General features: G+C 57.2%; 20 protein-coding genes, 1 tRNA gene and 1 pseudogene. 14 read left to right on the top strand and 8 right to left on the bottom strand.

All coding sequences use genetic code 11. From position 1 onward, the window contains the following. Window positions 1-6 precede the first annotated feature (6 nt). Genes OKF39_RS06495 through sfmF form a run of 3 tightly spaced genes read left to right on the top strand, consistent with a single transcriptional unit; the run spans window position 7 to window position 4,099 of the window. A complete protein-coding gene (locus tag OKF39_RS06495; RefSeq protein WP_041911034.1) occupies window positions 7-2,568 on the top strand; it encodes a fimbrial biogenesis usher protein in 2,562 nt (853 codons plus the stop codon). Further along, on the top strand, window positions 2,561-3,568 hold the full coding sequence (fimH, locus tag OKF39_RS06500) for a type 1 fimbria D-mannose specific adhesin FimH (RefSeq protein WP_479983593.1): 1,008 nt from the start codon (window positions 2,561-2,563) through the stop codon (window positions 3,566-3,568). The genes OKF39_RS06495 and fimH overlap by 8 nt, the downstream gene beginning before the upstream one ends. Before the next feature lie 9 nt (window positions 3,569-3,577). Then, entirely contained in the window at window positions 3,578-4,099 is a 522-nt protein-coding gene (gene sfmF, locus OKF39_RS06505; RefSeq protein WP_028012231.1) for a fimbria assembly protein, read from the top strand. A 51-nt stretch (window positions 4,100-4,150) separates the two neighbouring features. On the opposite strand, the gene fimZ is transcribed toward sfmF, so the two are convergent. The 3 genes from fimZ to OKF39_RS06520 all read right to left on the bottom strand — a co-directional run bounded on the left by fimZ (window position 4,151) and on the right by OKF39_RS06520 (window position 7,035). Continuing rightward, entirely contained in the window at window positions 4,151-4,783 is a 633-nt protein-coding gene (gene fimZ / locus OKF39_RS06510; protein WP_028012232.1) for a fimbria biosynthesis transcriptional regulator FimZ, read from the bottom strand. 812 nt (window positions 4,784-5,595) lie between these two features. After that, the gene (locus OKF39_RS06515; RefSeq protein WP_028012233.1) at window positions 5,596-6,312 is read right to left on the bottom strand and encodes a helix-turn-helix transcriptional regulator; all 717 of its coding nucleotides are present in this window, start codon (window positions 6,310-6,312) and stop codon (window positions 5,596-5,598) included. 24 nt (window positions 6,313-6,336) lie between these two features. Then, on the bottom strand, window positions 6,337-7,035 hold the full coding sequence (locus tag OKF39_RS06520; RefSeq protein ID WP_479983594.1) for an EAL domain-containing protein: 699 nt from the start codon (window positions 7,033-7,035) through the stop codon (window positions 6,337-6,339). A gap of 278 nt (window positions 7,036-7,313) precedes the next feature. Here OKF39_RS06520 and OKF39_RS06525 point away from each other — a divergent pair. The 8 genes from OKF39_RS06525 to OKF39_RS06560 all read left to right on the top strand — a co-directional run bounded on the left by OKF39_RS06525 (window position 7,314) and on the right by OKF39_RS06560 (window position 18,141). Further along, a tRNA-Arg gene (locus OKF39_RS06525) sits at window positions 7,314-7,390 on the top strand. Between the two features lie 287 nt (window positions 7,391-7,677). Next, window positions 7,678-9,861, top strand: coding sequence for a TonB-dependent receptor (locus OKF39_RS06530; RefSeq protein ID WP_248206020.1), 2,184 nt, complete (start codon window positions 7,678-7,680; stop codon window positions 9,859-9,861). Between the two features lie 127 nt (window positions 9,862-9,988). After that, entirely contained in the window at window positions 9,989-11,962 is a 1,974-nt protein-coding gene (locus OKF39_RS06535) for a PhoX family protein (protein WP_479983595.1), read from the top strand. A 102-nt stretch (window positions 11,963-12,064) separates the two neighbouring features. Next, a complete protein-coding gene (pheP, locus tag OKF39_RS06540; protein ID WP_047367642.1) occupies window positions 12,065-13,453 on the top strand; it encodes a phenylalanine transporter in 1,389 nt (462 codons plus the stop codon). Between the two features lie 229 nt (window positions 13,454-13,682). Continuing rightward, complete coding sequence (locus tag OKF39_RS06545; RefSeq protein WP_063154767.1) at window positions 13,683-14,918, top strand: MFS transporter; 1,236 nt, start codon at window positions 13,683-13,685, stop codon at window positions 14,916-14,918. Window positions 14,919-14,933: 15 nt separating this feature from the next. Continuing rightward, window positions 14,934-15,959, top strand: a complete 1,026-nt coding sequence (locus OKF39_RS06550) for a sugar phosphate isomerase/epimerase family protein (protein WP_479983596.1) — start codon at window positions 14,934-14,936, stop codon at window positions 15,957-15,959. Further along, on the top strand, window positions 15,952-17,094 hold the full coding sequence (locus OKF39_RS06555) for a Gfo/Idh/MocA family protein (RefSeq protein WP_479983597.1): 1,143 nt from the start codon (window positions 15,952-15,954) through the stop codon (window positions 17,092-17,094). Before OKF39_RS06550 ends, OKF39_RS06555 begins: the two co-directional genes overlap by 8 nt. A gap of 75 nt (window positions 17,095-17,169) precedes the next feature. Next, window positions 17,170-18,141, top strand: coding sequence for a LacI family DNA-binding transcriptional regulator (locus OKF39_RS06560; protein ID WP_047367645.1), 972 nt, complete (start codon window positions 17,170-17,172; stop codon window positions 18,139-18,141). Here the strand turns inward: OKF39_RS06560 and OKF39_RS06565 are convergent, their stop codons facing one another. Together OKF39_RS06565 and OKF39_RS06570 are read right to left on the bottom strand one after the other, a co-directional pair. Further along, the gene (locus OKF39_RS06565; RefSeq protein WP_041911005.1) at window positions 18,142-19,386 is read right to left on the bottom strand and encodes a mechanosensitive ion channel family protein; all 1,245 of its coding nucleotides are present in this window, start codon (window positions 19,384-19,386) and stop codon (window positions 18,142-18,144) included. It abuts the gene before it with no gap. Between the two features lie 65 nt (window positions 19,387-19,451). After that, window positions 19,452-20,887 (bottom strand): annotated as a pseudogene (locus OKF39_RS06570) (MFS transporter). 107 nt (window positions 20,888-20,994) lie between these two features. On the opposite strand from OKF39_RS06570, the gene OKF39_RS06575 reads away from it, so the two are divergent. The 3 genes from OKF39_RS06575 to OKF39_RS06585 all read left to right on the top strand — a co-directional run bounded on the left by OKF39_RS06575 (window position 20,995) and on the right by OKF39_RS06585 (window position 22,601). Further along, window positions 20,995-21,864: a helix-turn-helix transcriptional regulator gene (locus tag OKF39_RS06575; protein ID WP_047367648.1), complete on the top strand. Its 870-nt coding sequence runs from the start codon at window positions 20,995-20,997 to the stop codon at window positions 21,862-21,864. A gap of 139 nt (window positions 21,865-22,003) precedes the next feature. After that, window positions 22,004-22,333 carry a type II toxin-antitoxin system RelE/ParE family toxin gene (locus OKF39_RS06580; RefSeq protein ID WP_028012246.1) on the top strand — a complete coding sequence of 110 codons (330 nt, stop codon included), beginning with the start codon at window positions 22,004-22,006 and terminating at the stop codon, window positions 22,331-22,333. Continuing rightward, window positions 22,314-22,601: a helix-turn-helix domain-containing protein gene (locus tag OKF39_RS06585; protein WP_028012247.1), complete on the top strand. Its 288-nt coding sequence runs from the start codon at window positions 22,314-22,316 to the stop codon at window positions 22,599-22,601. The genes OKF39_RS06580 and OKF39_RS06585 overlap by 20 nt, the downstream gene beginning before the upstream one ends. 36 nt (window positions 22,602-22,637) lie before the next feature. Here the strand turns inward: OKF39_RS06585 and nfsB are convergent, their stop codons facing one another. From nfsB to OKF39_RS06600, 3 genes are all read right to left on the bottom strand, one after another. Next, window positions 22,638-23,291, bottom strand: coding sequence for an oxygen-insensitive NAD(P)H nitroreductase (gene nfsB / locus OKF39_RS06590; protein ID WP_041911001.1), 654 nt, complete (start codon window positions 23,289-23,291; stop codon window positions 22,638-22,640). A 120-nt stretch (window positions 23,292-23,411) separates the two neighbouring features. After that, complete coding sequence (locus tag OKF39_RS06595; RefSeq protein WP_028012250.1) at window positions 23,412-23,780, bottom strand: MmcQ/YjbR family DNA-binding protein; 369 nt, start codon at window positions 23,778-23,780, stop codon at window positions 23,412-23,414. Next, the gene (locus OKF39_RS06600; protein ID WP_028012251.1) at window positions 23,770-24,360 is read right to left on the bottom strand and encodes a TetR/AcrR family transcriptional regulator; all 591 of its coding nucleotides are present in this window, start codon (window positions 24,358-24,360) and stop codon (window positions 23,770-23,772) included. Before OKF39_RS06600 ends, OKF39_RS06595 begins: the two co-directional genes overlap by 11 nt. Between the last annotated feature and the right edge of the window lie 18 nt (window positions 24,361-24,378).

Below are 24,378 nucleotides of genomic sequence, written 5' to 3' on the forward strand. Positions count from 1 at the left end.
AGGGCGATGAAAAACCACCAGGGACGTTACTGCCCGGTTGCACTGGCACTGATGGCCGCGCTCTGGCCGCAGGCTGGCTGGAGCGAAAGCTACTTCAACCCGGCCTTCTTATCCGACGACACCGCCAGCGTGGCGGATTTGTCGCGTTTTGAACAGGGGCACCAGCAGGCACCCGGCATCTATCGCGTGGATATCTGGCGTAACGATGAGTTTATCGGCACCCAGGACGTGCGTTTTGAACAGGCCGAGAACACGCCGCCGGTGGCGGGCGGCCTGTCGCCGTGCATTACGCGCGCGATGCTCGATCGCTTTGGCGTCAACGTTGCCGCATTTCCCGAGCTGGCGAAGGTGCAGGGTGAAACGTGCGTTCCATTGACCACGGCCATTCCCGGCAGCGAAACGGTATTTAACTTTGCTTCACAGCGCCTGAACGTCAGCCTGCCGCAGGTGGCAATGCAAAACAGCGCGCGCGGCTATATTCCGCCTGAACAGTGGGATGAAGGCATTCCCGCCGCGCTGGTGAACTACAGCTTTACGGGCAACCGGGGAAGCGAAGACGACAGCTATTACCTGAACCTGCAGAGCGGGCTGAACTATGGTGCCTGGCGTTTACGTAACAACGGCGCATGGCGCTACACGCAAAATAATGGGAAGCGGCGCAGCGAGTGGCAGAATATTGGCACCTGGGCGCAGCGCACCGTTATCCCACTGAAAAGTGAGCTGGTGCTGGGCGACAGCAACACCGGGAATGACGTTTTCGACAGCGTCGGTTTTCGCGGCGGGCGGCTCTATTCGTCTGACAGCATGTACCCCGACAGCCTGCAGGGTTATGCGCCGACCGTACGCGGTATTGCCCGTACGCCTGCCAAAGTGGTGGTTCGCCAGAACGGCTACGTTATCTATCAAAGCTACGTCCAGCCTGGCGCGTTCGCCATTACCGATCTTAACCCGACCTCCTCCAGCGGTGACCTTGACGTCACGGTGGAAGAGAAAGACGGCAGCCAGCAGCGCTACACCGTGCCGTACTCCACCGTGCCGCTCCTGCAGCGTGAAGGGCGCTGGAAATATGACCTCGTGGCGGGGGATTACCGCAGCGGTAACAGCGACCAGGATACACCGTTCTTCGCCCAGGGCACCCTGATTACCGGCCTTGCTAACGGCTTTACGCTCTATGGCGGTACCCAGCTGGCGTCACGCTATACCGCAGTGGCCGTCGGTGCCGGGAAAAACCTCGGTGACTGGGGCGCAGTCTCCGTCGATATCACCCACGCCCGCAGCCAGCTCGCGGACGACAGCAAACATGAAGGTCAGTCCCTGCGTTTTCTGTATGCAAAATCGCTGAACGGGTTTGGCACCAACTTCCAGCTGCTGGGCTACCGCTACTCAACGAAGGGGTTTTACACCCTGGACGACGTGGCCTGGCGCTCAATGGAGGGCTACCAGTATGCCGATAGCCAGGACGATAACGATGTGCCGGACGTGCAGAGCTATCACAACCTGACGTGGAATAAAAAAGGCCGCTTCCAGCTCAACATTTCCCAGTCGCTGGGGGATTACGGCTCGGTCTATATCTCCGGGAGTGAGCAAACCTACTGGGGGACGGACGAAACGAACCTCTGGTATCAGCTGGGCTACGCGGGGGGCGTGAAGGGGATCAACTACTCCCTGTCATGGTCGTGGAACAAATCCGTCGGGATCGACGGTACCGACCGGATCGCGTCGTTTAACGTCTCCGTGCCGTTTAGCCTCTTTACCCGCCAGGGCTATCGCCGGGACAGCGCGATCGATCGCGCCTATGCCACCGCATCCGCCAGCCGAAACAGCGATGGCGACACGAGCTGGCAAACCGGCGTCAGCGGCACGCTGCTTGAGGACCGCAACCTGAACTACAGCGTGACCCAGGGACACGCCAGCACCAACGGCTCAAGCGGAAGCGCCAGCGCCAACTGGCAGGCAACCTACGGCACGCTGGGCGTGGGCTACAACTATTCCCGCGATCAGCACGATCTCAACTGGCAGCTCTCCGGTGGGGTGGTTGGCCATTCAGACGGCGTGACCTTCAGCCAGCCGCTGGGCGATACCAACGTGCTGATTAAGGCGCCGGGGGCTTCAGGCGTCAGCGTGGAAAACCAGACCGGCGTGAAGACCGACTGGCGAGGCTACGCGGTCATGCCGTATGCCACCGTCTACCGCTACAACCGCGTGGCGCTGGATACCAATACCATGAGCAACAATACCGACATCGAAAACAACGTGAGCAGCGTGGTGCCGACCAAAGGCGCGCTGGTCCGCGCCAGCTTTGATACCCGCATTGGCGTGCGCGCCCTGCTGACGGTAACGCGCGGCAACCAGCCGGTGCCGTTCGGCGCCGTGGTGCGCGAAACCCAGAGCGGCGTGACCAGCATGGTGGGGGATGACGGGCAAATTTACCTGAGTGGGCTGCCGCTGGAAGGCGAACTGCTGGTCCAGTGGGGTAACGGGGCGCAGTCCCAGTGCCGTGCGCCTTACAGCTTGCCTGAAAAGAGCCTGCAACAGGCGATCACACTTAAGGGGATCCGCTGTGATTAAAATCCATATCTTTGCCTTGTCGCTTCTGGCACTCCTGCCCGCGACAAACGCGTTAGCCACCGTGTGCGTCAATGAAAAGGGCGTGCCGACGGAGGTGCATTACGACCTGACGGATAAATTCAACAGCTCGAATAACCAGGTTGGGCAGGTTGTCACCCTCAGCGAGAAATCGCAGTGGGTGGGGGTAAACGCCGTCTGCCCGAAGGGCACCGTCGGGAATACCACCAAGCGCAGCTACGTGACGGATTACCCGATCACCGGGACCAGCGATGGCTATCAGTATCTGAAGCTTAACGACTATCTGGACGGGGCGATGAAGATCACGGACAGCTATGCTGGCGCGTTTTATCCACCCAAAAGCTATATCCAGATGGGGAGCCATCCGAACGTTTCAAAAAACAAACCGTTTGGCGTGCAGGATTCCAGCCTTATTTTCCGTCTTAAGGTGACCCGACGCTTTATCAATATGGTGGTGATCCCGCGTGCCACCATGTTCCGCGTTTACGTCACCACCACCTCCTCCGATCCGTTGACCACGCCGGTCTACACCATCAGCTACAGCGGAACCATTCAGGTGCCGCAGAGCTGCGCCATCAACGCCGGCAATGTGGTTGAATTTGATTTCGGCGACATTGGCGCCTCCCTGTTCAGCAAGGCGGGCGTGGGTAACAAGCCGGAGGGCGTCTCATCGCAAAGCAAAACCATCGCGATTAAATGCACCAACGTGGAGGCAAACGCTATGCTGACGATGCGCGTCGAGGCTGAAAAGGTCTCCAATAATGTGGTGGTGTCGGATAACCCGGATGTGGGGTTTATCATTGCCAACGAGAGCGGTGCGCCGCTCACGCCTAACAACCTGACGAGCAAAATTCCGTTCCGCCTGGACGACAGCGCGCAGACGCAGGTGGGGATCCGGGTCTGGCCGGTGAGCGTGACGGGCAACAAGCCAGCGGAAGGGCGCTTTACCTCGCGCGGATATTTGCGTGTGGATTACGACTAAGGAGCAGACATGCGAAACGGGATCCGTTTTATCACCGTGGCGCTCTTTGCGCTTTGCACCCAGGCTCAGGCGGAAACCGCATTGGGCGAAATTAATATTCGGCTCTACGGCAATATTGTCGATTTCACCTGCGTGGCAGAGGGTAACGATAGCGACAAAACGGTCACGCTGGGCACCTGGCCCACGAAGCAGCTCAACACCACGGGGAGCCGCACGCAGCCTATGCCATTCACGCTGAAGCTGACCGGCTGTCCGCCCGGGGCGGCGTCCATTACGTTCTCGGGTAAGGCTGACGGGAGCAATAGCGGGTTGCTGGCGCTGAATGATGCCAGTACAGCGAGCCACGTCGCCGTCGAGATCAGGGATGCGGATAAAACGCGTCTGGCGCTTCAGCAGGCCAGCCAGCCGGTCACGGTTGATGCACAGGGGAATGCGACCCTATCATTTTATGCCAATTATATTGCCACGGCCGATAACCCTCAGCCCGGACGGGCTGATGCGGATGCTACCTTCATGATTAATTATAATTAGCACTGACCGCACTCCCTGCAGCTCGGATAAACTGCAGGGAGTGAATTCAGGTTATAGCAGCTCGTGTGCTTTGGCGTAATCTATTAATTCCACGATGCTTTGTACGCCAAGCTTGGAATAAATATTGGATTTGTGCGCACTGATGGTCTTATTGCTTAACAGTAACTGTTCAGCAATCTCCTTATTGGATAATCCATTCGCCAGATAACGTAATACCGTGACCTCGCGATTCGATAATGGCATATCCGCTGCCATCCCTTTTCCCGAACCCATATGGTTTATAAAATTCAGCGTTTCCGACGGGAAAAAAGAATAACCCATCAGAATCATCTCTACGGCGTTGTAGATCTCACCCAAATCTTTTCGTTTACTGACGAAGCCGTTGGCCCCGGCGCGAATCGCACGACCCGCGTAAAATAACTCTGATTTAGAGGAGAGGAACAGAATCTTGATGTCTTTGTTTAAGTTTCTGATTCTCTTCAGTAAAGCGAAGGCGTCTGTGCCCGTAAGTTCGATGTCAAGGATCACCAAATCGATAGGATGATTACGAATACAGTCAAGAACTTCATGGCTATCGCCAGACTTAAGCTTGACTGTGATATTTTTATTTTTCTGTAGCAGGACCTCTATCGACATTCTGACGATAGGATGTTCGTCCATAATGATAACGGATGCCGGTTTCATTTTTAATGCCTCAGATTGTTAAAAGCGTTATGCAGAGTTTTGTAAAACTCTCGAAATGCCGGAAGGATATAAAGTGCAGATCCCTATACCGTAGTATTTCCCTGGAAAGAGCGAAAGCATCCTTGTTTACGTAATGAAAAGAACAGTGCCTCAGCGCGGTCATCTCATTTGGCTGGTGTTGGCAAAAAGATTTTTCTTATTCAGATTTGGTACGCATCTTATTATACAGAGTAAGTTTTTTCCGAAAACCCTGTAAATTAGTCTCCGCTTATTGGTTTGTATTATCTTCTGGATCTTAATGGCTATGTTTTTAAATTTAGCGGAAATATCCTGTTATCCCATTTACCGCATCTTTTCATCTTTATGTAATAACAAAAAATAACAGATGTCACTTTATGTTGCGTAATTGTTAATAAAAAAGACCGTCGATTCGGCGGGTGACCCAGGGTCAAAGAGGCGAAAAAGTGCCCTCGCAAGGTGTCAAACCTTCATCTGAAAGTGCTTAAGGCGCATCAACGTCACGCCATCATCGCGCAGGAGAACATGCTATTCACTTTGCTTTCCGCTCCTGGAGAGTGAAGCGAAGCTGCTTGTTTTTACATCATTATCATCTTATTAACGCCTTCTGCATTCACTTAACGGATGGAGGAAAGTGCTGCCTTTGGTTCATTCTGTGACATTTCACATGGTTCCGAACCATAAATTAGGAATAGTTATAAAATCGAATACATTGTTAAAATTTAACCATTTCATAACATGCGTGGTAAGTAAATTCCTAAAGCGCTTTAGGAAATAAGAAGTTAGTGCGTAAGTTAAAACGTGCAGTCAGAGAGGTTATTAAGAAGGTGTAACAATTCCTGGCGATGGCTCAGCCCCAGCTTAAGCAGGATGCAGCTGAGACGATAGATAATGCGGCTATAGGGGCGATTCTGCAGAAGGGCAATCTGACGCAGCGTCTTACCGCGGGCAAGCTCCTGCAAAATGGGCCATTCATTGCGGGAAAACCAGTCTTTATCGGACCCCTGCGGCGGGCGGGCATCCATCAGGCTGTGTTGAAGCCCTGCCGCGTTCATCTGACGTTCCAGCACGTGAAAAGGCCCCGCCGCTTTGCAGAAGAGGCGGGTATCATAATTATCTGCCCGGACCAGTAGCCACGGCGTCAGGAAGGGGGGATACAGGCTATGCCTTCTTAACTGATCCAGTTGATCAATTAGCCCGGTGGAACGGCTTTCTACATCCACCACCAGACGCGCTGAAGGCCATTGTGCCTGAGCGCCGAGCGCATCATCCAGCGAGATATAGTCGCAACAGCTGCTCAGGGGAAACTGCCCATTGAGAAAACCGGTGCGCAGAAAATGATCCTCCGTGACCAGAATGATAAACGGAGCGTCGGTTTTTCGGGGCTGGCTGATGGACTGGCTCAAAAACTCGAGCCGGTCGAAAAAGGGGGGAGCAAAAGGTGAGCGCGTAAATCCCAGTGCATCACTTCCTGTACGCCGCCGCCGGTAACGGCGCACTGTCATTCGCATGGTCTCCCTCCTGGAAATGGCTCTTTAATCCTCCGGCCATGTCCAGGACGGCCAGTAATATCCCTGGCCGAGATCTGCGCCTGCCTGCAGTGCCCAGGTGCGATCGCGTTCAGTCTCAATACCTTCGATGAGCACGCTCCCGGCCAGCTGAAAGCAACGTGAAACCAGCTGCCTCAGCGCGGGTGTGGCGCGTAAACGCCAGAATGCGCCCTTATCAATTTTGATGCCGTTCAACGGTAATCGACAAAATAAAAACGGCTGAATGACCGTTTCGTCGATGTCATCCATCCATATACTGTGCCCCTGTTCCCGGAGTTTCGACAGGTTTTGAATGACGCGCTGTTTCTGTGCGGCAGAGAACGCCAGAAAGGCAGAGAGGTCAACAATCTCGATATTCAGCGGCGTGTTTTTCAGATTGATGAGCCGCTGAAAAGACGCTGGCTCTGTCATAACGGTTATCGGCAGATTAATAAAAAGGTTATTACCGTGCGGCGTCTTTTTTAGTGCAGCAAGCTGCGCTTCAAGCAGCGTCATTGACCAGCCTGCCGACTGATGGCGGAAAAAATCCTCGCTGTGCTGCGTTTCGGACAGAATGCTAAGCACCTCCACGCCAACCTGACGCTGAGAGGTGAGGGCGACGACAGGCTCCAGTTTGATGCCGACGATGTCCTGAGAAATAAACTGTAATCGGGGGGGCGTATCGAACGGGTTTTGCGCTGTCACTCCATTGTCCTGTTGTCTGTCAGCCTCCAGGCGGCCGGGAAACCTCGCTCTAGTGTGACGAGCCGACGAGCAGGAAAACAGCAGGCGTTACTTAAATACAACTAAGCCTTTTCGCAGCGCTAAATTTTACGGTGAAACAGCGAGAAATGTTGAGAAAATAGCCGTATTTACAATCGGCTAGCGGTAATTGCCCCCGAAAACGGAAAAGGCATTGACTCACCTGACATTGACCGTATAATTCTTCGCGTTTCACCACCGCGAAGTTCACTCTTCTCAGTGCGCCCTTAGCTCAGTTGGATAGAGCAACGGCCTTCTAAGCCGTAGGTCGTAGGTTCGAATCCTACAGGGCGTGCCATTTAGAAACAGGCACTTACGCCAGTTTCAAACCATCCTGATTTTCTCCTTGTGTCGTATTTGCGTCATGGTTGCCAAAATGGCCTCATTTTCCGTGCGTGTGATCTCAAAGGGTTCATCGCAAGGTGAGCATCCCCTTTTATCACGCATTAATTTGAGCAGGATCCTGCAGAGATTTGCGCTTGCCAAAGCATGGATAATGCGTATAGTTCTCATTTGCATTGCAACCAATATATTCTAAGGCCCGTCCACGGGCTATTTTTGCGCGCACTTTCAAACGAGTTAACGATGAACAACACCAAAATGCACAAAACGCTGCTGGCGCTCGCCATTGGCGCGGTTACACATTCCGCCTGGGCGGCAGAGGATAAAAAAGAAGACACCATCGTTGTGCAGTCTGCACCAGCCGGCGACTTTAAACCCGGTGGCGACCAGCTGGTGCCGGCCTTCCTTGACGGACAGGTGGCGAACGGCGGGCGAATGGGGATGCTCGGCCAGCAGAACGCCATGGACGTGCCGTTCAACATCATCAGCTACACCTCGAAGCTGGTGGAAGATCAGCAGGCAAAAACCATTGCTGACGTAGTCGCGAACGACGCGGGCGTGCAGTTTGTGCAGGGTTACGGCAACAGCGCAGAAACCTTCCGCATTCGCGGCCTGAAGTTTGACGGCGACGACATGACCTTCGGTGGCCTCTCCGGCGTGCTGCCGCGTCAGGTGGTGGATGCCCAGATGGTTGACCGCATTGAGATCTTCAAAGGGGCCAACTCCCTGATGAACGGCGCGGCAAGCTCGGGCGTGGGCGGGATGATTAACCTTGAGCCAAAGCATGCCGGGGAAACGCCGCAGGCGAAAGTGGGCGTGGACTACACCTCTGATTCCCAGATTGGCACCACGCTGGATGCGGGGCGTCGCTTTGGCGATAACGACCAGTTCGGCGCACGCGTGAACCTCGTGCATCGTGAAGGGGAAACCGGCGTACCGAACGATCGCCGCCGCACCACGCTGCTCTCCACCGGCCTGGACTACAAAGGCGACCGCTTCCGCACCTCGCTGGATCTGGGCTATCAGAAAAAAACCTTCCACGGCAGCCCGACCAGCGTCAACATCTCGGCGGTGGATTTTGTGCCTGAACCGCCGAAAAACGATCGTAACTTCTCGCAGAAGTGGGCCTACAGCGATATCGAAAACGAGTTCGGGATGTGGCGCAGCGAGTATGACATCACCGACAGCTGGACCGCCTATACCGGCCTCGGCGCGCAGCACGCTCATGAAGAGGGGATCTACAGCGCGCCGAAGCTGGTGGACAAGAGCGGCAAGGCGACGGTCAGCCGACTGGATACCAACCGCATCAGCGATTCCGTCAGCGGGATGGCGGGCATTCGCGGCAACTTCAACACCGGCTTCGTCTCGCACAAGGTCAACGTTGGCTATTCTGCGATGACCAAAAATGAAAAGATCGCGTGGAAAATGTCGGCGACGAAGGATAACCCGACCACCAACATTTACCACAACACCGGCGTCGCGATGCCGGACAGCACCAACTTCAACGGCTCCGGCGGTAAATACAGCGATCCGCTGACCAGCGGGCGCACCCGCACCCAGGGCTGGCTGCTGAGCGATACCCTGGGCGTGCTTGATGACAAGCTGCTGTTCACCGCAGGCGCGCGCCATCAGAAAGTGGTCGTTCGCGGGTATAACAAAATTACCGGCGCAGAGAACGACGCGGACGGTTTCGACGGCAGCCGCTGGATGCCAACCTACGGCGTGGTTTACAAACCGTGGGAAGAAATTTCCCTCTACGCCAACCACACCGAAGCGCTGCAGCCGGGCAAAACCGCACCTAACACCGCCACCAACTACGGCCAGAGCACCGGCATCGTTCACTCTAAGCAGAACGAAGTGGGCGTGAAGGCGGACTTCGGGCGCGTGGGCGGCTCTCTGGCGCTGTTTGAGATTAAAATGCCCTCGGCGATCCTCGATGCTAACAATCACTACGGCCTGGATGCGGAGCAGCGTAACCGTGGCGTGGAGCTGAACGTCTTCGGCGAGCCGATGCTCGGGATGCGTCTGAACGCCAGTGCCACCTGGCTGCAGGCGGAGCTAACCAAAACCAAAAACGGCGTGAACCAGGGCAACGATGCGATCGGTATTCCGAACTTCTACGCCGTGCTGGGCGCGGAGTACGACATCAAGCCGGTTGACGGTCTGACAGCGACCGCGCGTGTGAACCACTCCGGCACGCAGTATGCCGACCTCGCGAACACCAAAAAGCTCGACAGCTACACCACGCTGGATCTGGGCATGCGCTATCGCTTCGCGGTGAACCACAACGCAAACCAGATGACCGTGCGCGCGGGCATCGACAACGTGACCAATGAGAACTACTGGGCCAGCGTGGACGATTCCGGTACCTACATCACTCAGGGCGAACCGCGAACCTTTAAGGTCTCGGTTGGCTACGAGTTCTAAGCGTTCCACCTCGTTATCCGGGGCACGGATGCCCCCATCCTTCCTTCATCGTGTTATAAAATTGTAATAAAAGCTTCTTACACTGGTCGCCAACACTTTACCTCTTGGCCAATGACAGGAAGCCGCTATGGGCAGACCCCTCAAATCCGTTTTTAAAAAAGAACATCGCGACGACATCGCTAACCGCAGCGCAAACCCGGTATTCTCCGAGGTGGCGGAGGTGTTCCTCTCCCGCCGCCGTTTTCTCCAGATGGGGGCCGTTGCGGGGGCCGCCGTATCATTCCCGTTTCTGATCAAACCTGAGAACGCCATTGCCGCGGTATCGAAGCCTTCCGCGCTGGCAAAAGCGGTTTCCCTGGGCTTTACCAGCATCGACGTCTCCACCGAAGATACGGTCAGGGTGCCGGAAGGCTATATTGCCCGCCCGTTCTATCGCTGGGGTGACCCGACGGGGATCAAAAACAACATGCCGGCCTTTAAGCCGGACGCCAGCAACACCACGGACGAACAGGCCGTGCAGGCGGGCATGCACCACGACGGCATGGCGTGGTTTAGCCTGCCGCAGGGGGAGCAAAACCCGGAGCATGGCCTGCTGGCGATGAACCATGAATACATCGACAACGGGATGCTGTTTACCGACGGTACGGCGAACTGGAGCCTCGACAAGGCCCGCAAGGGGCAGAACGCGATGGGCGTCTCGGTGGTGGAAGTGAAAAAAGCGGGCAGCGACTGGCAGGTGGTACGCCCGTCTTCATATGCCCGCCGCATCACCGTCAATACGCCGATGCAGCTGACCGGCCCGGCGCGGCATCAGGACTTAATGAAAACCGCCGCCGACCCGCAGGGGGAGCACGTGCTGGGCACCATGCAAAACTGCGCTAACGGCCACACGCCGTGGGGCACCTATCTCACCTGCGAGGAAAACTGGTCGGATATTTTTGTCAAAAAAGCCGATCTCAATCCGCTGGAAAAACGCTACGGCATCAGCGACAGCGATGAATCCTACCGCTGGAACGAGGTGGACGAGCGGTTCAGCGTCGATAAAACTCCTAACGAACCCAACCGTTTCGGCTGGGTCGTGGAGATCGATCCCTACGACCCCACCTCCACACCGCGCAAGCACACCGCCCTGGGCCGCTTCAAGCATGAGGGGGCAGCCGTCACGCTCGCCGCCGATAACCGCGTGGTGGTCTACATGGGGGACGATCAGAAGTTTGAGTACATCTATAAGTTTGTCTCGGACAAAAAATACGATCCCGCGAACCGTGAAGCCAATATGCAGCTGCTGACCTCCGGCACGCTGTACGTCGCGAGGTTCAACGAGGACGGGAGCGGAGACTGGCTGCCGCTGATCTTCGGGCAAAATGGCCTGGATAAGAGTAAAGGGTTTGAAAGCCAGGGCGATCTGCTGATTAAAACCCGCCTGGCGGCCGACGCGGTGGGGGCGACCAAAATGGATCGCCCCGAATGGATAGCCGTCGATCCGCACGCCAGCGGCAGCGTCTACTGTACGCTCACCAACAACAGCGATCGCGGGAAAGCGGGGAAAGCGCCGGTGGATGCCGCCAACCCGCGCGCCAACAACGTGTTTGGGCATATCATGCACTGGCACGAAGACGGGGCCGATCCTGCTGCCGCACGCTTTAAGTGGGATATTCTGGTCATGGCCGGACGCACCGACGGCGACGATCCGAAGGCCAAAGGCTCCATGCAGGGCGCGGCATTCGGCAGTCCTGATGGACTCTCTTTCGATCATCAGGGCGTCCTGTGGATCCAGACCGACGTCTCCTCCAGCACCATCAATAAGAAAGCGTATGAGGGGATGGGCAATAACCAGATGGTGGCGACCATTCCGGGCACCAACGAGTATCGCCGTTTCCTGACCGGGCCGCGCGGGTGTGAGATCACCGGCATTGCGTTTACGCCGGACAACCGCACGCTGTTTATCAACATTCAGCACCCAGGGGAGGGCGGGGATGATATTACCGACCCGGCCAATCCGCGCGCCGTCTCTAACTGGCCGGACGCCAGTCCGAACGGACGCCCGCGATCGTCCACGGTGGTGATCGTGAAAGCGGACGGCGGAATTATCGGGTCGTGACGTTTATCCGCCGGGCGCACGCGCTGGCCCGGCGTTAAGCTTGCTACCACCAGCATGAAGTGTTAAAACGTGCCCCTTCTAAAAAAGAGACAGGGGTAGGGCGTGAAAGACGCGTCATCCGCTTCAGGCCATGGTCGCGCTGAAGCCTCGTCGGATCAGAATCCGACGCTGCAACGTGGTTTGCAAAATCGACATATTCAGTTAATTGCCCTTGGTGGCGCAATCGGTACCGGGCTGTTTCTCGGCATCGGCCCCGCCATTCAGATGGCCGGCCCGGCGGTTCTGCTGGGTTACGCTATCGCCGGGATTATCGCCTTCCTGATCATGCGCCAGCTCGGCGAGATGGTCGTTGAAGAGCCGGTGTCAGGCTCCTTCGCGCACTTTGCCTATAAATACTGGGGCCCGTTCGCAGGCTTCCTCTCCGGCTGGAACTACTGGGTGATGTTCGTGCTGGTGGGGATGGCGGAGCTGACCGCCGCCGGCATCTACATGCAGTACTGGCTGCCGGACGTGCCCACGTGGATCTGGGCGGCGGCCTTCTTCATCATCATTAACGCCGTTAACCTCGTCAACGTGCGCCTGTATGGTGAAACCGAGTTCTGGTTTGCGCTGATCAAGGTGCTGGCGATTATCGGCATGATCGGCTTTGGCCTGTGGCTGCTGTTCTCCGGCCACGGCGGCGAGCGTGCCACTATCGACAACCTGTGGCAGCACGGCGGCTTCCTGGCGACCGGCTGGAAAGGGCTCATCCTCTCGCTGGCGGTGATTATGTTCTCCTTCGGCGGTCTGGAGCTGATTGGCATTACCGCGGCCGAAGCGCGCGATCCGCACAAAAGCATTCCTAAAGCGGTCAACCAGGTGGTGTACCGTATTCTGCTGTTCTATATCGGCTCGCTGGTGGTGCTGCTGGCGCTTTACCCGTGGGTGGAAGTGAAGTCCGACAGTAGCCCGTTCGTGATGATTTTCCACGATCTGAACAGCAACGTGGTGGCTTCGGCACTGAACTTCGTCATTCTGGTGGCCTCTTTGTCGGTGTACAACAGCGGGGTCTACTCCAACAGCCGTATGCTGTTTGGCCTCTCCGTACAGGGTAACGCACCGAAGTTCCTCACCCGCGTCAGCCGCCGCGGCGTGCCGGTGAATTCGCTGTTCCTTTCCGGCGCGATTACGTCTCTGGTAGTGCTAATTAACTACCTGCTGCCGAAACAGGCCTTCGGCCTGCTGATGGCGCTGGTTGTCGCCACGCTGCTGCTGAACTGGATCATGATCTGCCTGGCGCACCTGCGTTTCCGCGCGGCGATGCGCCGCAAGGGGCGCGAGACGCAGTTCAAAGCGCTGCTCTATCCGGCGGGGAACTACCTCTGTATCGCGTTCCTGGCGTTGATTCTGGTGCTGATGTGCACCATGGATGAGATGCGGCTTTCAGCAATGCTGCTGCCGGTATGGGTGGTGTTCCTGTTTATCGCGTTTAAGCTTTCACGCAAAAAGTAACCCGTTTTTCTCCCTCTCCCTGTGGGAGAGGGCCGGGGTGAGGGCAACAGACCGCACCTGCCTTCACGCCCGGTGGCGCTGCGCTTACCGGGCCTACAAAACACTGCTTCATCTTTATCGTGACCCCCCTCCCAAATCTTCTACGATCCACAGGATCTTTATTTTGTAATCGATTACTTTTCATTTGTACTGTTTTGTAATCGATTACTTTTTCCGGGTGAGGCTTATCATGGTGTCAACTGAAAGTAGTGAAAAGGCGATAGTGCAGCACCGGCTACTGGTGCCGCGGCTGTCGCTGATGATGTTTCTGCAATTTTTTATCTGGGGTAGCTGGTCGGTCACGCTCGGCCTGGTGATGACCCAGCACAACATGTCTCTGCTGATTGGCGATGCGTTCTCCGCCGGGCCCATCGCCTCGATTCTCTCGCCGTTCGTGCTCGGGATGCTGGTGGACCGCTTCTTCGCCTCGCAGAAGGTGATGGCGGTGATGCACCTCGCGGGCGCGGCGATCCTCTGGTTCGTGCCGGGGGCGCTGATGGCCGAGAACGGCGCGCTGCTGATTGGCCTGCTGTTTGGCTACACGCTCTGCTACATGCCGACGCTGGCGCTGACCAACAACATTGCGTTCCATAGCCTGGCGAACGTGGATAAAACCTTCCCGGTGGTGCGCGTGTTCGGCACCATCGGCTGGATCGTGGCGGGCATTTTCATCGGCGTCACCGGCGTGGCGTCCAGCGTTACCATCTTTAAGGTAGCGGCGGCCAGCTCCGTGCTGCTGGCGCTTTACAGCCTGACGCTGCCGCACACGCCTGCGCCCGCGAAAGGCCTGCCGGTGAAGGTGCGCGATCTCTTCTGCGCGGATGCCTTTGCGTTGCTCAAAACCCGCCACTTTTTCGTCTTCTCCGTCTGCGCGATGCTGATCTCCGTCCCGCTCGGCACCTATTACGCCTACACCGCCTCGTATCTGGCGGATGCAGGAATTGCCGACGTCAGCACCGCCATGTCCTTCGGGCAGATGTCCGAGATCTTCTTCATGCTGGTCATTCCGCTGCTGTTCCGCCGTCTGGGCGTGAAGGTCATGCTACTGATCGGCATGCTGGCGTGGTTCGTGCGCTACGCCATGTTCGCGCTGGGCGTCAGCGAGGAGGGGCGCATTCTGCTGTATCTCGGCATTCTGCTCCACGGCGTCTGCTACGATTTCTTCTTTGTCGTCGGCTTTATCTACACCGACCGGGTGGCGGGCGAAAAGGTCAAAGGCCAGGCGCAGAGCATGATTGTGATGTTCACCTACGGCATCGGCATGCTGCTTGGCTCGCAGATTTCCGGCGCGCTCTATAACCGCCTGGTGGCAGGGCAGACCGTGCCGCAGGCGTGGGTGACATTCTGGTGGATCCCGGCGGTAGCGGCCGCGGCGATCGCGCTGATTTTCCTTCTCACGTTTAAGTATGACGATGACAAGGCGTAACGTTCAGGAGGTGGTATGAAGACGATGAAAGGACCCGGCATTTTTCTGTCTCAGTTTATTGGCGCAGAAGCGCCGTTTAATTCGCTCGACGGGCTGGCTGAATGGGCGGCAGGTAAAGGTTATAAGGCGGTACAGATCCCCTGCAACCATCCGCACATCTTTGACGTCGAGAAAGCCGCAGAGAGCCAGGCCTACTGCGACGACATCACCGCAAAGCTGGCCGCGCACGGGCTGGTTATCAGCGAACTGTCGACCCATCTGGAAGGGCAGCTCGTGGCGGTGAACCCCGTCTACAGCGACGCGTTTGACCACTTCGCGCCCGCATCAGTGCGCGGTAACGATGCTGCCCGTCGGGCGTGGGCCACGGAGAAGCTGAAGCAGGCGGCGGTCGCCTCGGCAAGATTAGGTCTGAAAGCGCACGCCACCTTCTCCGGCTCGCTGGCGTGGCCGTTTTTCTATCCGTGGCCGCCGCATAACGAGCAGCGTTTTCAGGAAGCGTTCGAGGAGCTGGCAACCCGCTGGCGGCCAATACTGGATACCTTTGGCGAGCAGGGGGTGGACGTCTGCTTTGAGCTGCATCCCGGGGAAGATCTGCACGACGGCGTGACCTTCGAGCGTTTTCTGGCGCTGGTGGATAACCATCCGCGCTGCAACATCCTCTTTGATCCGAGCCATATGCTGCTCCAGCAGATGGACTATCTGGCCTTTATCGACATCTTCCATGCGCGTATTAAAGCGTTCCACGTGAAGGATGCCGAGTTTCGCCCCGGCGGGCGCAGCGGCGTCTACGGCGGCTACCAGCCGTGGATCAACCGCGCCGGTCGCTTCCGTTCGCCCGGCGACGGGCAGATCGACTTTAAGGGCATTTTCAGCAAGCTGACCCAGTACGACTACGACGGCTGGGCGGTGCTGGAGTGGGAGTGCTGCCTGAAGGACGGCGATACCGGCGCGCGCGAAGGCAGCGAATTTATCCGCCGCCATATCATTCCCGTTTCCGGACGGGCGTTTGATGATTTCGCCGCAGGGGGCAGTCATGATTAACGTCGGGATCGTCGGCAGCGGGTTTATTGGCCCGGCACATATCGAGGCGCTCAGGCGCCTCGGGTTTGTTCAGGTGGTCGCGCTGTGCGACGGCTCGCTCGTTAAGGCGCAGGAAAAGGCGCGCCTGCTAAACGTACCGCACGCGTACGGCAGCGTTGAGGAGCTGCTCGCGCACCCTGATTTGCACGTGGTGCACAACTGCACGCCGAACCACCTGCACGCACAGATTAACCGCCAGATCCTGCGCGCGGGCAAACACGTGTTTTCCGAAAAGCCGTTGTGCATGACGCCTGAGGAGGCGCGCGAGCTGGTGGCGCTGGCGGAGCAGGCGGGCGTGGTGCATGGCGTGAGCTTCGTCTATCGCCAGTTTGCGATGGTGCGTCAGGCGGCGAGCATGTTGCGCGCGGGCAGCCTCGGGCGGATTTTTGCCTCACACGGCAGCTACCTACAGGACTGGATGCTGCTGGAAACCGACTACAACTGGCGGGTGGATGCCGCGCTCGGCGGCGCATCGCGCGCGGTGGCGGATATCGGCTCCCACTGGTGCGACACGGTGCAGTTCGTCACCGGGCGGCGCATTACCGAGGTGATGGCTGATTTATCCATCGTCTGGCCGACGCGCAGGGCCAGCAAGGGCGGGAATCAAACCTTCTCCCATGACGAACAGGCGGAGTATGAAGACAAACCAGTCACGACCGAAGACTTCGGCTCGGTGCTGTTCCGCTTTGACGACGGCAGCAAGGGCTGCTTTAGCGTCTCGCAGGTGAGCGCCGGGCGTAAAAACCGCCTGACGTTTGAGATCAACGGCAGCGAACGGTCGGTGGCATGGGATCAGGAGATCCCGCAGCAGCTGTGGATCGGCCATCGCGACCGGGCAAACCAGACGCTCACCGACGATCCAGGCCTGATGAACCCTGACGTGGCTGACAGCGCCCACTTCCCCGGCGGGCACATTGAAGGCTGGCCGGATGCTTTTAAAAATATGATGGCGCAGTTTTACCGTGCCGTGCAGGCGGGCTCAATGTCGGAGACGCCGCAGTTTGCGACGTTTCACGATGGCGCAAACGTGATGTATATCATTGATGCCATTGTGAAAAGCCATCAGCTGCAGCGCTGGGTGCGCGTGGAACAATAACGCGTTGCCCGGTTCGCCGGGCAACAAATTTATGGTAGCCTGCACAAAACGCTAACCGCAGGATGTATCGTCGCTATGTCAATTCAGAAAATCGCTCAGCTGGCCGGGGTTTCCGTGGCAACGGTCTCTCGCGTGCTGAATAACAGCGACACCGTGAAGGCGAAAAACCGCGAGCGCGTTCTGCAGGCGATTCAGGAGAGCAACTACCAGCCAAACCTGCTCGCCCGTCAGCTGCGCACCGCTCGCAGCTATATGATCCTGGTGATGGTGTCCAACATCGCCAACCCGTTCTGCGCCGAAGTGGTGAAGGGCATCGAAGCCGAGGCGGAGAAAAACGGCTACCGCATTCTGCTGTGTAACTCCGGCTCGGACATCGAGCGCTCCCGCTCGGGCTTGAGCCTGCTCTCCGGCAAAATCGTCGACGGCATTATCACCATGGACGCCTTCTCGAAGCTGCCGGAACTTGCCGCGCTGATTGGTTCTGCACCGTGGGTGCAGTGCGCCGAATACGCCGATGCGGGCGCGGTCTCCTGCGTCGGCATCAATGATGTGGACGCTTCACAGCATGCCGTCAGCCAGCTGGCCGACGGCGGCCGCAAGCGTATCGCGATGATCAACCACGATCTCAGCTACAAATATGCCCGCCTGCGCGAACGCGGCTACAAGAGTGTGCTCCACCTGCGGGATCTGGACTATCAGGCGGTGGAGTATGCCAGCGATCTCAGCTCCGGGGCGGGCATGGCGGCGATGCAAAACCTGTTAAAAGATAATCCGCCGGATGCGGTATTTGCCGTTTCCGATACGCTGGCGGCGGGCGCGCTGCGCGCCATTCAGCAGGCAGGTCTGCGGGTGCCAGAGGATATTGCCGTGGTCGGCTTTGACGGTACGGAGCTGGCGGACATGATTTCACTTACCACCATCGAACAGCCGTCGCGCGATATCGGGCGCAAGGCGGTCAATCTTCTCTTAAACAAAATCGACAACCCGGATGCGCCCACGGAAAGGGTGATGATGGACTGGCGCTTTATTTCCCGCGCCAGCACCTGATTATCTGGCAATAACGCCTGCCAGGGAGCGAATATCGTTCCCGGTCGGCGACTGGTGAATACGCAGGCCAAACTCATCCACTACCGCGAAAATATGGTCGAAGATATCGGCCTGAATATCTTCGTATTCCGCCCAGATTACCGTATTGGTAAAGGCATATATTTCAATCGGCAGCCCGTTGGCATCCGGCGCCAGCTGGCGCACCATCAGCGTCATATCTTTACGAATACGCGGATGGTTACGCAGATATTCATTCAGGTAGGCGCGGAAGGTGCCGATATTGGTCATCTTGCGCAGGTTTAATACCGATTCCCCTTCGCCGTTCTGCTGATTCCACAGGCTAATTTCCTCATGGCGCGCGGCCAGATAAGGCTTCAGCAGTTTTGCCTGAATCAGCTTCTGCTGCTCCTGCTCGTCGAGAAAATGAATGCTGGTGGTATCGATATTCAGGCTTCGCTTGATGCGTCGCCCGCCGGAGGCGGACATCCCACTCCAGTTGATAAAGGCGTCGGAGACCAGCGCCCACGTCGGAATGGTGGTGATGGTGTTATCGAAGTTGCGTACTTTAACGGTCGTCAGGCCGATGTCCGTCACCGTACCATTAGCGCCGTACTTCGGCATCTCCAGCCAGTCGCCGAGCTTGAGCATGTCGTTGGCGGAAAGCTGAATACCCGCCACAAGGCCGAGTATCGGGTCTTTAAACACCAGCATCAGGACGGCGGCCATCGCACCCAGACCGCTGATCAGAATCGCCGGGGACTGGCCGATCAGCAGGGAGATAATCAATATCCCCACCAGGATAGCGCTCACCAGCTTGATGCCCTGGAAGATCCCCTTCAGCGGCAACTGCGAGGCGGTCGCCATCTTTTGCGACAGATTAAATATCACGTCCAGCAGCGAGAAGAAGGAGAGCAGGGCATACACCATCACCCACAGCTTCGCGCAGGTGGTGAGTATTTCCGCCGCTTCGCTGCCTTTTTGCAACCACAGTACCGCCTGAACGTTGACGATTATCCCCTGCAGGGTAAAGGCCAGACGGTGAAATAATTTATTCTGGGTAATGATTTGCAGCCATAAATGGCTACTGGCCTGCGCGCGTTTCTCGAATGCGCGCAGCACCAGTTTGTGCAAAATAAAATGAACAATGATGGCGGTGAGAAAAATAATACCAAAGATAATCACTAAAGAGGTGGTGTGATTAATTTCAATCCCTAACTCTTCAACCTGAGCAATTAATTCCTGCATAACGTCTCCTGTATTGTTGCAGCCCCATAATGGCGGCTGCGGATCTATTATGCAAATTCACAGGGTTATTTGGCGGCCTCACAGACCTTCACTACCGGCAGGCAGAGACGATGACGCATGCGCAGCGTCGCCAGCGCCAGGATAACCATCAGGCCGGTTTCCACCGCCAGGAAAAGGGTAATCGCCTGCGCGTAATCCCCGTGGTAATGCTGCAGCCCGTGCAGCAAAATCGCCCCGAAAATGGCCGGTCCCAGACCCAGCGCGGCCTGCTGCAGCGTGCTGAGAATGGCGCTTGCGGCCCCTGCGTCGTCAGGCTGGATGTCGCGCATCCCGATGCGGTAGAAGCTGTTTACAATCAGCGCCTGGCCGTAGCCCACCAGCCCGGTGGCAGGGGCCAGCGTCAGCGCGGTGTTGTTTACGCCCCAAATCCGGAACGTCGCGATGAGCGCCAGCAGGCCGATTATCTGAATTGCCAGACCCGTCAGCAGAATCGTGCTGGTACTGTAGCGGGCAATCAACCGTGGCGCGAACCAGGCAGAGATAAAATAGGTCACGCCCAGGGCGATAAAGCTGTTCCCGGACTGCCACGGCGCCATCCCCAGACCGGTCTGCATGGTCAGCGCCATACAGAACATAAACCCGGACCAGACGCTGAAAAGAGCAGCGCAATCACGATGCCAAAGCGAACGCTGCGAAGCTGAAGCAGGCGTGGCGGGATCAGCGGATGGGCATTCTCTCTCTCCTTTTTGCGCGCGTTCCGCGCCATCAGCCAGGCCAGCGGAATAATGGCAAGAAGCATAACCTTCAGCGACCACGGCCAGTGCCACTGGGGACCGAGCGCCATCGGGAACAGCAGGCAGCAAAGAATGAGGGCCAGCAGCACGGTGCCTGTCCAGTCGATGCGCGACGGTGTTTCACGACGGGTTTCCGGCACGTAGCGGCGGCTTAACGCCAGCACCACCAGACAAATCGGCACGTTGATAAAGAAGGCGTTACGCCAGCCCAGCCCGGCGATATCCGCCGACACCAGCCAGCCGCCGCCCATCTGCCCGACGATAAACGCAATCCCGCCAATGCCGCCAAACAGGCTAATGGCTTTCGCGTGGGCGCTACCTTTTAGCGTGACGTGCAGCGTGGCGAGGATCTGCGGCATGATGAGCGCTGCCCCCGCGCCCTGAACGATGCGTGCGGCCAGCAGTTGTTCAATATTTCCCGCCATCCCGCACAGCAGCGAGGCCAGCCCAAAAACTGCCACGCCCCACATAAACAGGCGACGGCGGCCAAGGTTATCCCCCAGCTTGCTGCCGAGCGCAAGGCAGACGGCAAAGGCCACGCCGTAGAGAGCGACAATGAGCTCCAGCTCGGTGGCGGTGGCATGCAGCGAGTGGGTGATGGCGTCCAGCGCCACGTTGGTAATTGAGGTATCAATCATCGGCAGCATCTGGCCGGTTAACAGCAATATCAGGCCTGCGCGACCCGGTGAAACAACTGACGTATTCATGGTAACTCCATTGCGTCATTCATCAGATGGTCGTAGCATCAACCATCTGATAAACGGGTACCAGTTCTTGCTTATACTGGTACTGGCACTACCATGCAGGGGGATTTATGGCCTTGATGTCTGAACCCGTCACCTCACTTCAGGATGACACCCGAAAACAGCTGGGGGCATTTTTACGCGCCCGGCGGGAAAGCCTCGATCCCCAGCGTCTCGGCCTGCCGCGCAGCGGTCGGCGGCGCACGCCGGGCCTGCGCCGGGAAGAGGTGGCGATGCTCGCTGACGTGGGCGTGACCTGGTACACCTGGCTTGAGCAGGGCAGGGACGTCAACCCCTCCAGCGCAGTGATGGCCGCCATCGCAAAAGCGCTGCAGTGCACCCCGACCGAGGCCCGGCATCTTTTCGTGCTCGCCGGCTTGCCGCCGGGTGAAGCCCCGCAGGCGGTCTGCTGCGAGGGCATCAGCGAAGGCACGCGCCGCCTGCTCGATACCCTGATGCCTAAACCCGCCAGCATTCAGAAGCCCAACTTCGACATCGTCGCGTGGAATGACAGCTTCGGGCATCTCATGGGCGTCGATTTCAACGCCATCCCGCCGGAAGACCGCAACTGTATTTACCTGTTCCTTACCCATCCGGCGTGGCGCGCTCGTCTCGGCAGACGCGACGACGTGCTGCCGATTTTCGTCTCCTATTTCCGCGCGGCGATGGCCGAACACCGGGGCGACCCGCTGTGGGAGGCCAAACTGGCGCGCTTCTTCGCGGTGTCCGAAGAGTTCAAAACCCTGTGGCACCAGCGCAACGACGTGCGCGGCGTGGAGAACCAGCTCAAGCTGTTTACCCATCCAGAACTGGGAGATTTTACGCTGCAGCAGATGTACTGGTACTCCGCGCCGCGAAACGGATCGCGGCTACTGGTGTATCTCCCGGTGGATGAGGCGGGGGAAAGGGCGATGGAATGGCTGGCGGCGCAGGGGAAGTAAGTTTTTTGAGAGGCGCTTTCAGGTAATCAAAGCGGCTCCGGTTCTTCCTGTTAAAAATGGGTAAGGTGGGACACGAAAAGCTAAATTAGCCTTTAATGCAAATTGCCTTATATGCTAATATCATCAGGGATGAAATATCGTGTTCAGACTTATCGTTCATGAGGCGGTAAGGGAAGAGATTCTCTTACTACCTGCTGGGGTGAAGGCGAAGCTGATTCGCCAGCTTGATAAATTGCGTTTAAACCCGACGGCTCTTCGGGAACCTGACAGCAAACCATTGCCGCATGGCCTGTTTGAAATAAGGACCGTTGGGCTGATCCATACCCGAGGTATCTATGTTTACCAGCGGGAAAAGACGATTTTTCTTTTGCGCGTGTTTGTTAAGAAGACGCAAAAAACGCCCTCTGCTGAACTTCGTCTGGCACTGAAGCGACAACAGGAGATGTTGGATGAGCAAGAAGATTATTGACTGGGATGAACTCAGGGCTGAACTGTTAAGCGATTCAGAGGTTCAGGCTTCCTTTGATGCAGAAGAGCGCAAGGAGCGTTTGCGGGAGATGCTGGCGCAATGGCGCAATCATGCTGGCCTGACGCGCGCCCAGGTGGCGGAGCGGATGGGCGTCAGCGCACCAACGGTTTCAAGAATGGAAGCGAATATTACCCGGGCGAGTCTCGATACATTAACGCGTTATGCGCTGGTGTGCGGGATAAAGCATCCGCAGATTACGCTTTATTGAAAACGGGCACGCCTCAAGCGGGCGTGCCCGAAACGATCAGCACTCAGTCACAATCGTGCTCAGCGGCAGACGAGACTTCGGCAGCGTGGCGTTAAAATCTTCCACGCTGTGGTGCCCGACCGGGACCACCACCAGGCTGGTGAAGCCTTTCTCTTTCAGGCCAAACTCTTCATCCAGAATCGCCGCGTCAAAGCCTTCAATCGGCACCGCGTCCAGACCCATCGCGGCCACGCCCAGCAGGAAGTTACCGACGTTCAGGTAAACCTGTTTCGCCATCCACTGGTCGTCATCTTTCAGATCCACGCGGTGCATATCGGCGAAGTAGGTGCGGCCCTTATGGTTCGCGGCTTTAGCTTCCGGCGTGTTGAAACGGCCATCGGCCTCTTCCTGGTCGACAACGCGTTCCAGCCAGGCGTCGTCCATCGCGGTTTTCGCGCAGAACACCACCACGTGAGAGGCGTCCAGCATTTTGCGTTCGTTGAACACGTAAGTGCCCGCGGCGGATTTCGCCACGCGGGCTTTTCCTTCCTCGGTGCTGGCCACAATGAAGTGCCACGGCTGGGAGTTGGTGCTGGACGGGCTGTACTGCAGCAGGGTTTTGATTTTCTCTGCTTCTTCAGCGGTCAGTTTTTTGGTTGGGTCGAACGCCTTGGTAGAGTGGCGTTTCAGGGCGACAGAAATGATATCCATAACTACTCCTGGTAATGAAATTCGCCCGTGCGCGGGCGCGAAAGGAGAGCAGATTACCGCGCGAAGCGGCAAAAGATAAGTGCGATTCGAGCGGTTATACTGTTCGGCACAGACGAACAATCAGGCAGGGCGTATCCATTTCTGGTCTTTTTTCGGCAGCTTATCGACGACCAGGTTCCACGAATCCTCGATCAGGTCGGCGACCAGTTCTGGCGTGATGTCCTCGGTGCCGTAGAGCGAAATCCAGTGTTTTTTATTGAGGTGGTAGCCCGGCTCAACGCCACGGTAAATCTGCTGATTTAACAGGGATTTTTCCGGGTCGGATTTCAGGCTAACGTGGGGGCGTCCGTGCGCGGTGGCCATCAGCATAAAAATTTTCCCGCCCACCTTAAACACGTCGTACTCGGGGCCAAACGGCCAGCAGTGTTCGGTGAAAGGCATCTCCAGTGCGACGCGTTTTGCGTGCGCCTGCAGGGATTTACTGTCCATCGTTATCCTCCTGAGCCAGCCCGCGCCACATGGCTTCGAAACCCAGCGCTTTAAAATCGGTGGCGCGGGACGGATCGCGGGTGGCAAACTCCATGGTGGTTTCCGCCAGCGATAAGAAAAGCGCATCGCCAAACGTTTTGAATTCATCGGACATAAACACCGGGCGCACCGAACGGCGGCATAGCTCGTGAAGTTCCGGGAACATCTCTTTCACCGCCTGTTCCGTTTCAGCGCTTAGCTTTTCACTCACGCCAATCTGGCGGATCGCCGCATGCGCAACGGGGTTACGAATCCCCCAGTCCACGTAGCTGTTCCAGATATTGCGGGTATGCTCTTTAGGAAGCGTGAGGGTGCGATCGAGGTTCGCCAGCATGGTCTGGCAAAGATCCTGCTTGAGGTGCAGGTAAAGGGCATTCAGCAGATCGTCTTTGGTAGCAAAGTAGCGAAACAGCGTGCCTTCAGCGACGCCCGCATTACGGGCAATTAACGCCGTTGAGGCGGCAATACCTGACTGTGCAAATGCCACCGTCGCGGCTTCCAGTAAGGCCTGTTTTTTATCTTCACTCTTCGGACGTGCCACTAAATTTTTCCCCCTTTC

Source organism: Enterobacter cloacae complex sp. HYC042_NIDB, from assembly GCF_056673315.1.

Excerpts from the sequence above, each read along its gene's own strand:
- OKF39_RS06575 (WP_047367648.1), top strand. The coding sequence starts at position 20,995 with ATGGCCTTGATGTCTGAACCCGTCACCTCACTTCAGGATGACACCCGA.
- OKF39_RS06595 (WP_028012250.1), bottom strand. The coding sequence starts at position 23,780 with ATGGACAGTAAATCCCTGCAGGCGCACGCAAAACGCGTCGCACTGGAG.
- nfsB (WP_041911001.1), bottom strand. The coding sequence starts at position 23,291 with ATGGATATCATTTCTGTCGCCCTGAAACGCCACTCTACCAAGGCGTTC.
- OKF39_RS06560 (WP_047367645.1), top strand. The coding sequence starts at position 17,170 with ATGTCAATTCAGAAAATCGCTCAGCTGGCCGGGGTTTCCGTGGCAACG.
- OKF39_RS06495 (WP_041911034.1), top strand. The coding sequence starts at position 7 with ATGAAAAACCACCAGGGACGTTACTGCCCGGTTGCACTGGCACTGATG.
- OKF39_RS06585 (WP_028012247.1), top strand. The coding sequence starts at position 22,314 with ATGAGCAAGAAGATTATTGACTGGGATGAACTCAGGGCTGAACTGTTA.
- OKF39_RS06530 (WP_248206020.1), top strand. The coding sequence starts at position 7,678 with ATGAACAACACCAAAATGCACAAAACGCTGCTGGCGCTCGCCATTGGC.
- sfmF (WP_028012231.1), top strand. The coding sequence starts at position 3,578 with ATGCGAAACGGGATCCGTTTTATCACCGTGGCGCTCTTTGCGCTTTGC.
- OKF39_RS06555 (WP_479983597.1), top strand. The coding sequence starts at position 15,952 with ATGATTAACGTCGGGATCGTCGGCAGCGGGTTTATTGGCCCGGCACAT.
- fimZ (WP_028012232.1), bottom strand. The coding sequence starts at position 4,783 with ATGAAACCGGCATCCGTTATCATTATGGACGAACATCCTATCGTCAGA.
- OKF39_RS06545 (WP_063154767.1), top strand. The coding sequence starts at position 13,683 with ATGGTGTCAACTGAAAGTAGTGAAAAGGCGATAGTGCAGCACCGGCTA.
- OKF39_RS06515 (WP_028012233.1), bottom strand. The coding sequence starts at position 6,312 with ATGCGAATGACAGTGCGCCGTTACCGGCGGCGGCGTACAGGAAGTGAT.
- OKF39_RS06535 (WP_479983595.1), top strand. The coding sequence starts at position 9,989 with ATGGGCAGACCCCTCAAATCCGTTTTTAAAAAAGAACATCGCGACGAC.
- OKF39_RS06550 (WP_479983596.1), top strand. The coding sequence starts at position 14,934 with ATGAAGACGATGAAAGGACCCGGCATTTTTCTGTCTCAGTTTATTGGC.
- OKF39_RS06565 (WP_041911005.1), bottom strand. The coding sequence starts at position 19,386 with ATGCAGGAATTAATTGCTCAGGTTGAAGAGTTAGGGATTGAAATTAAT.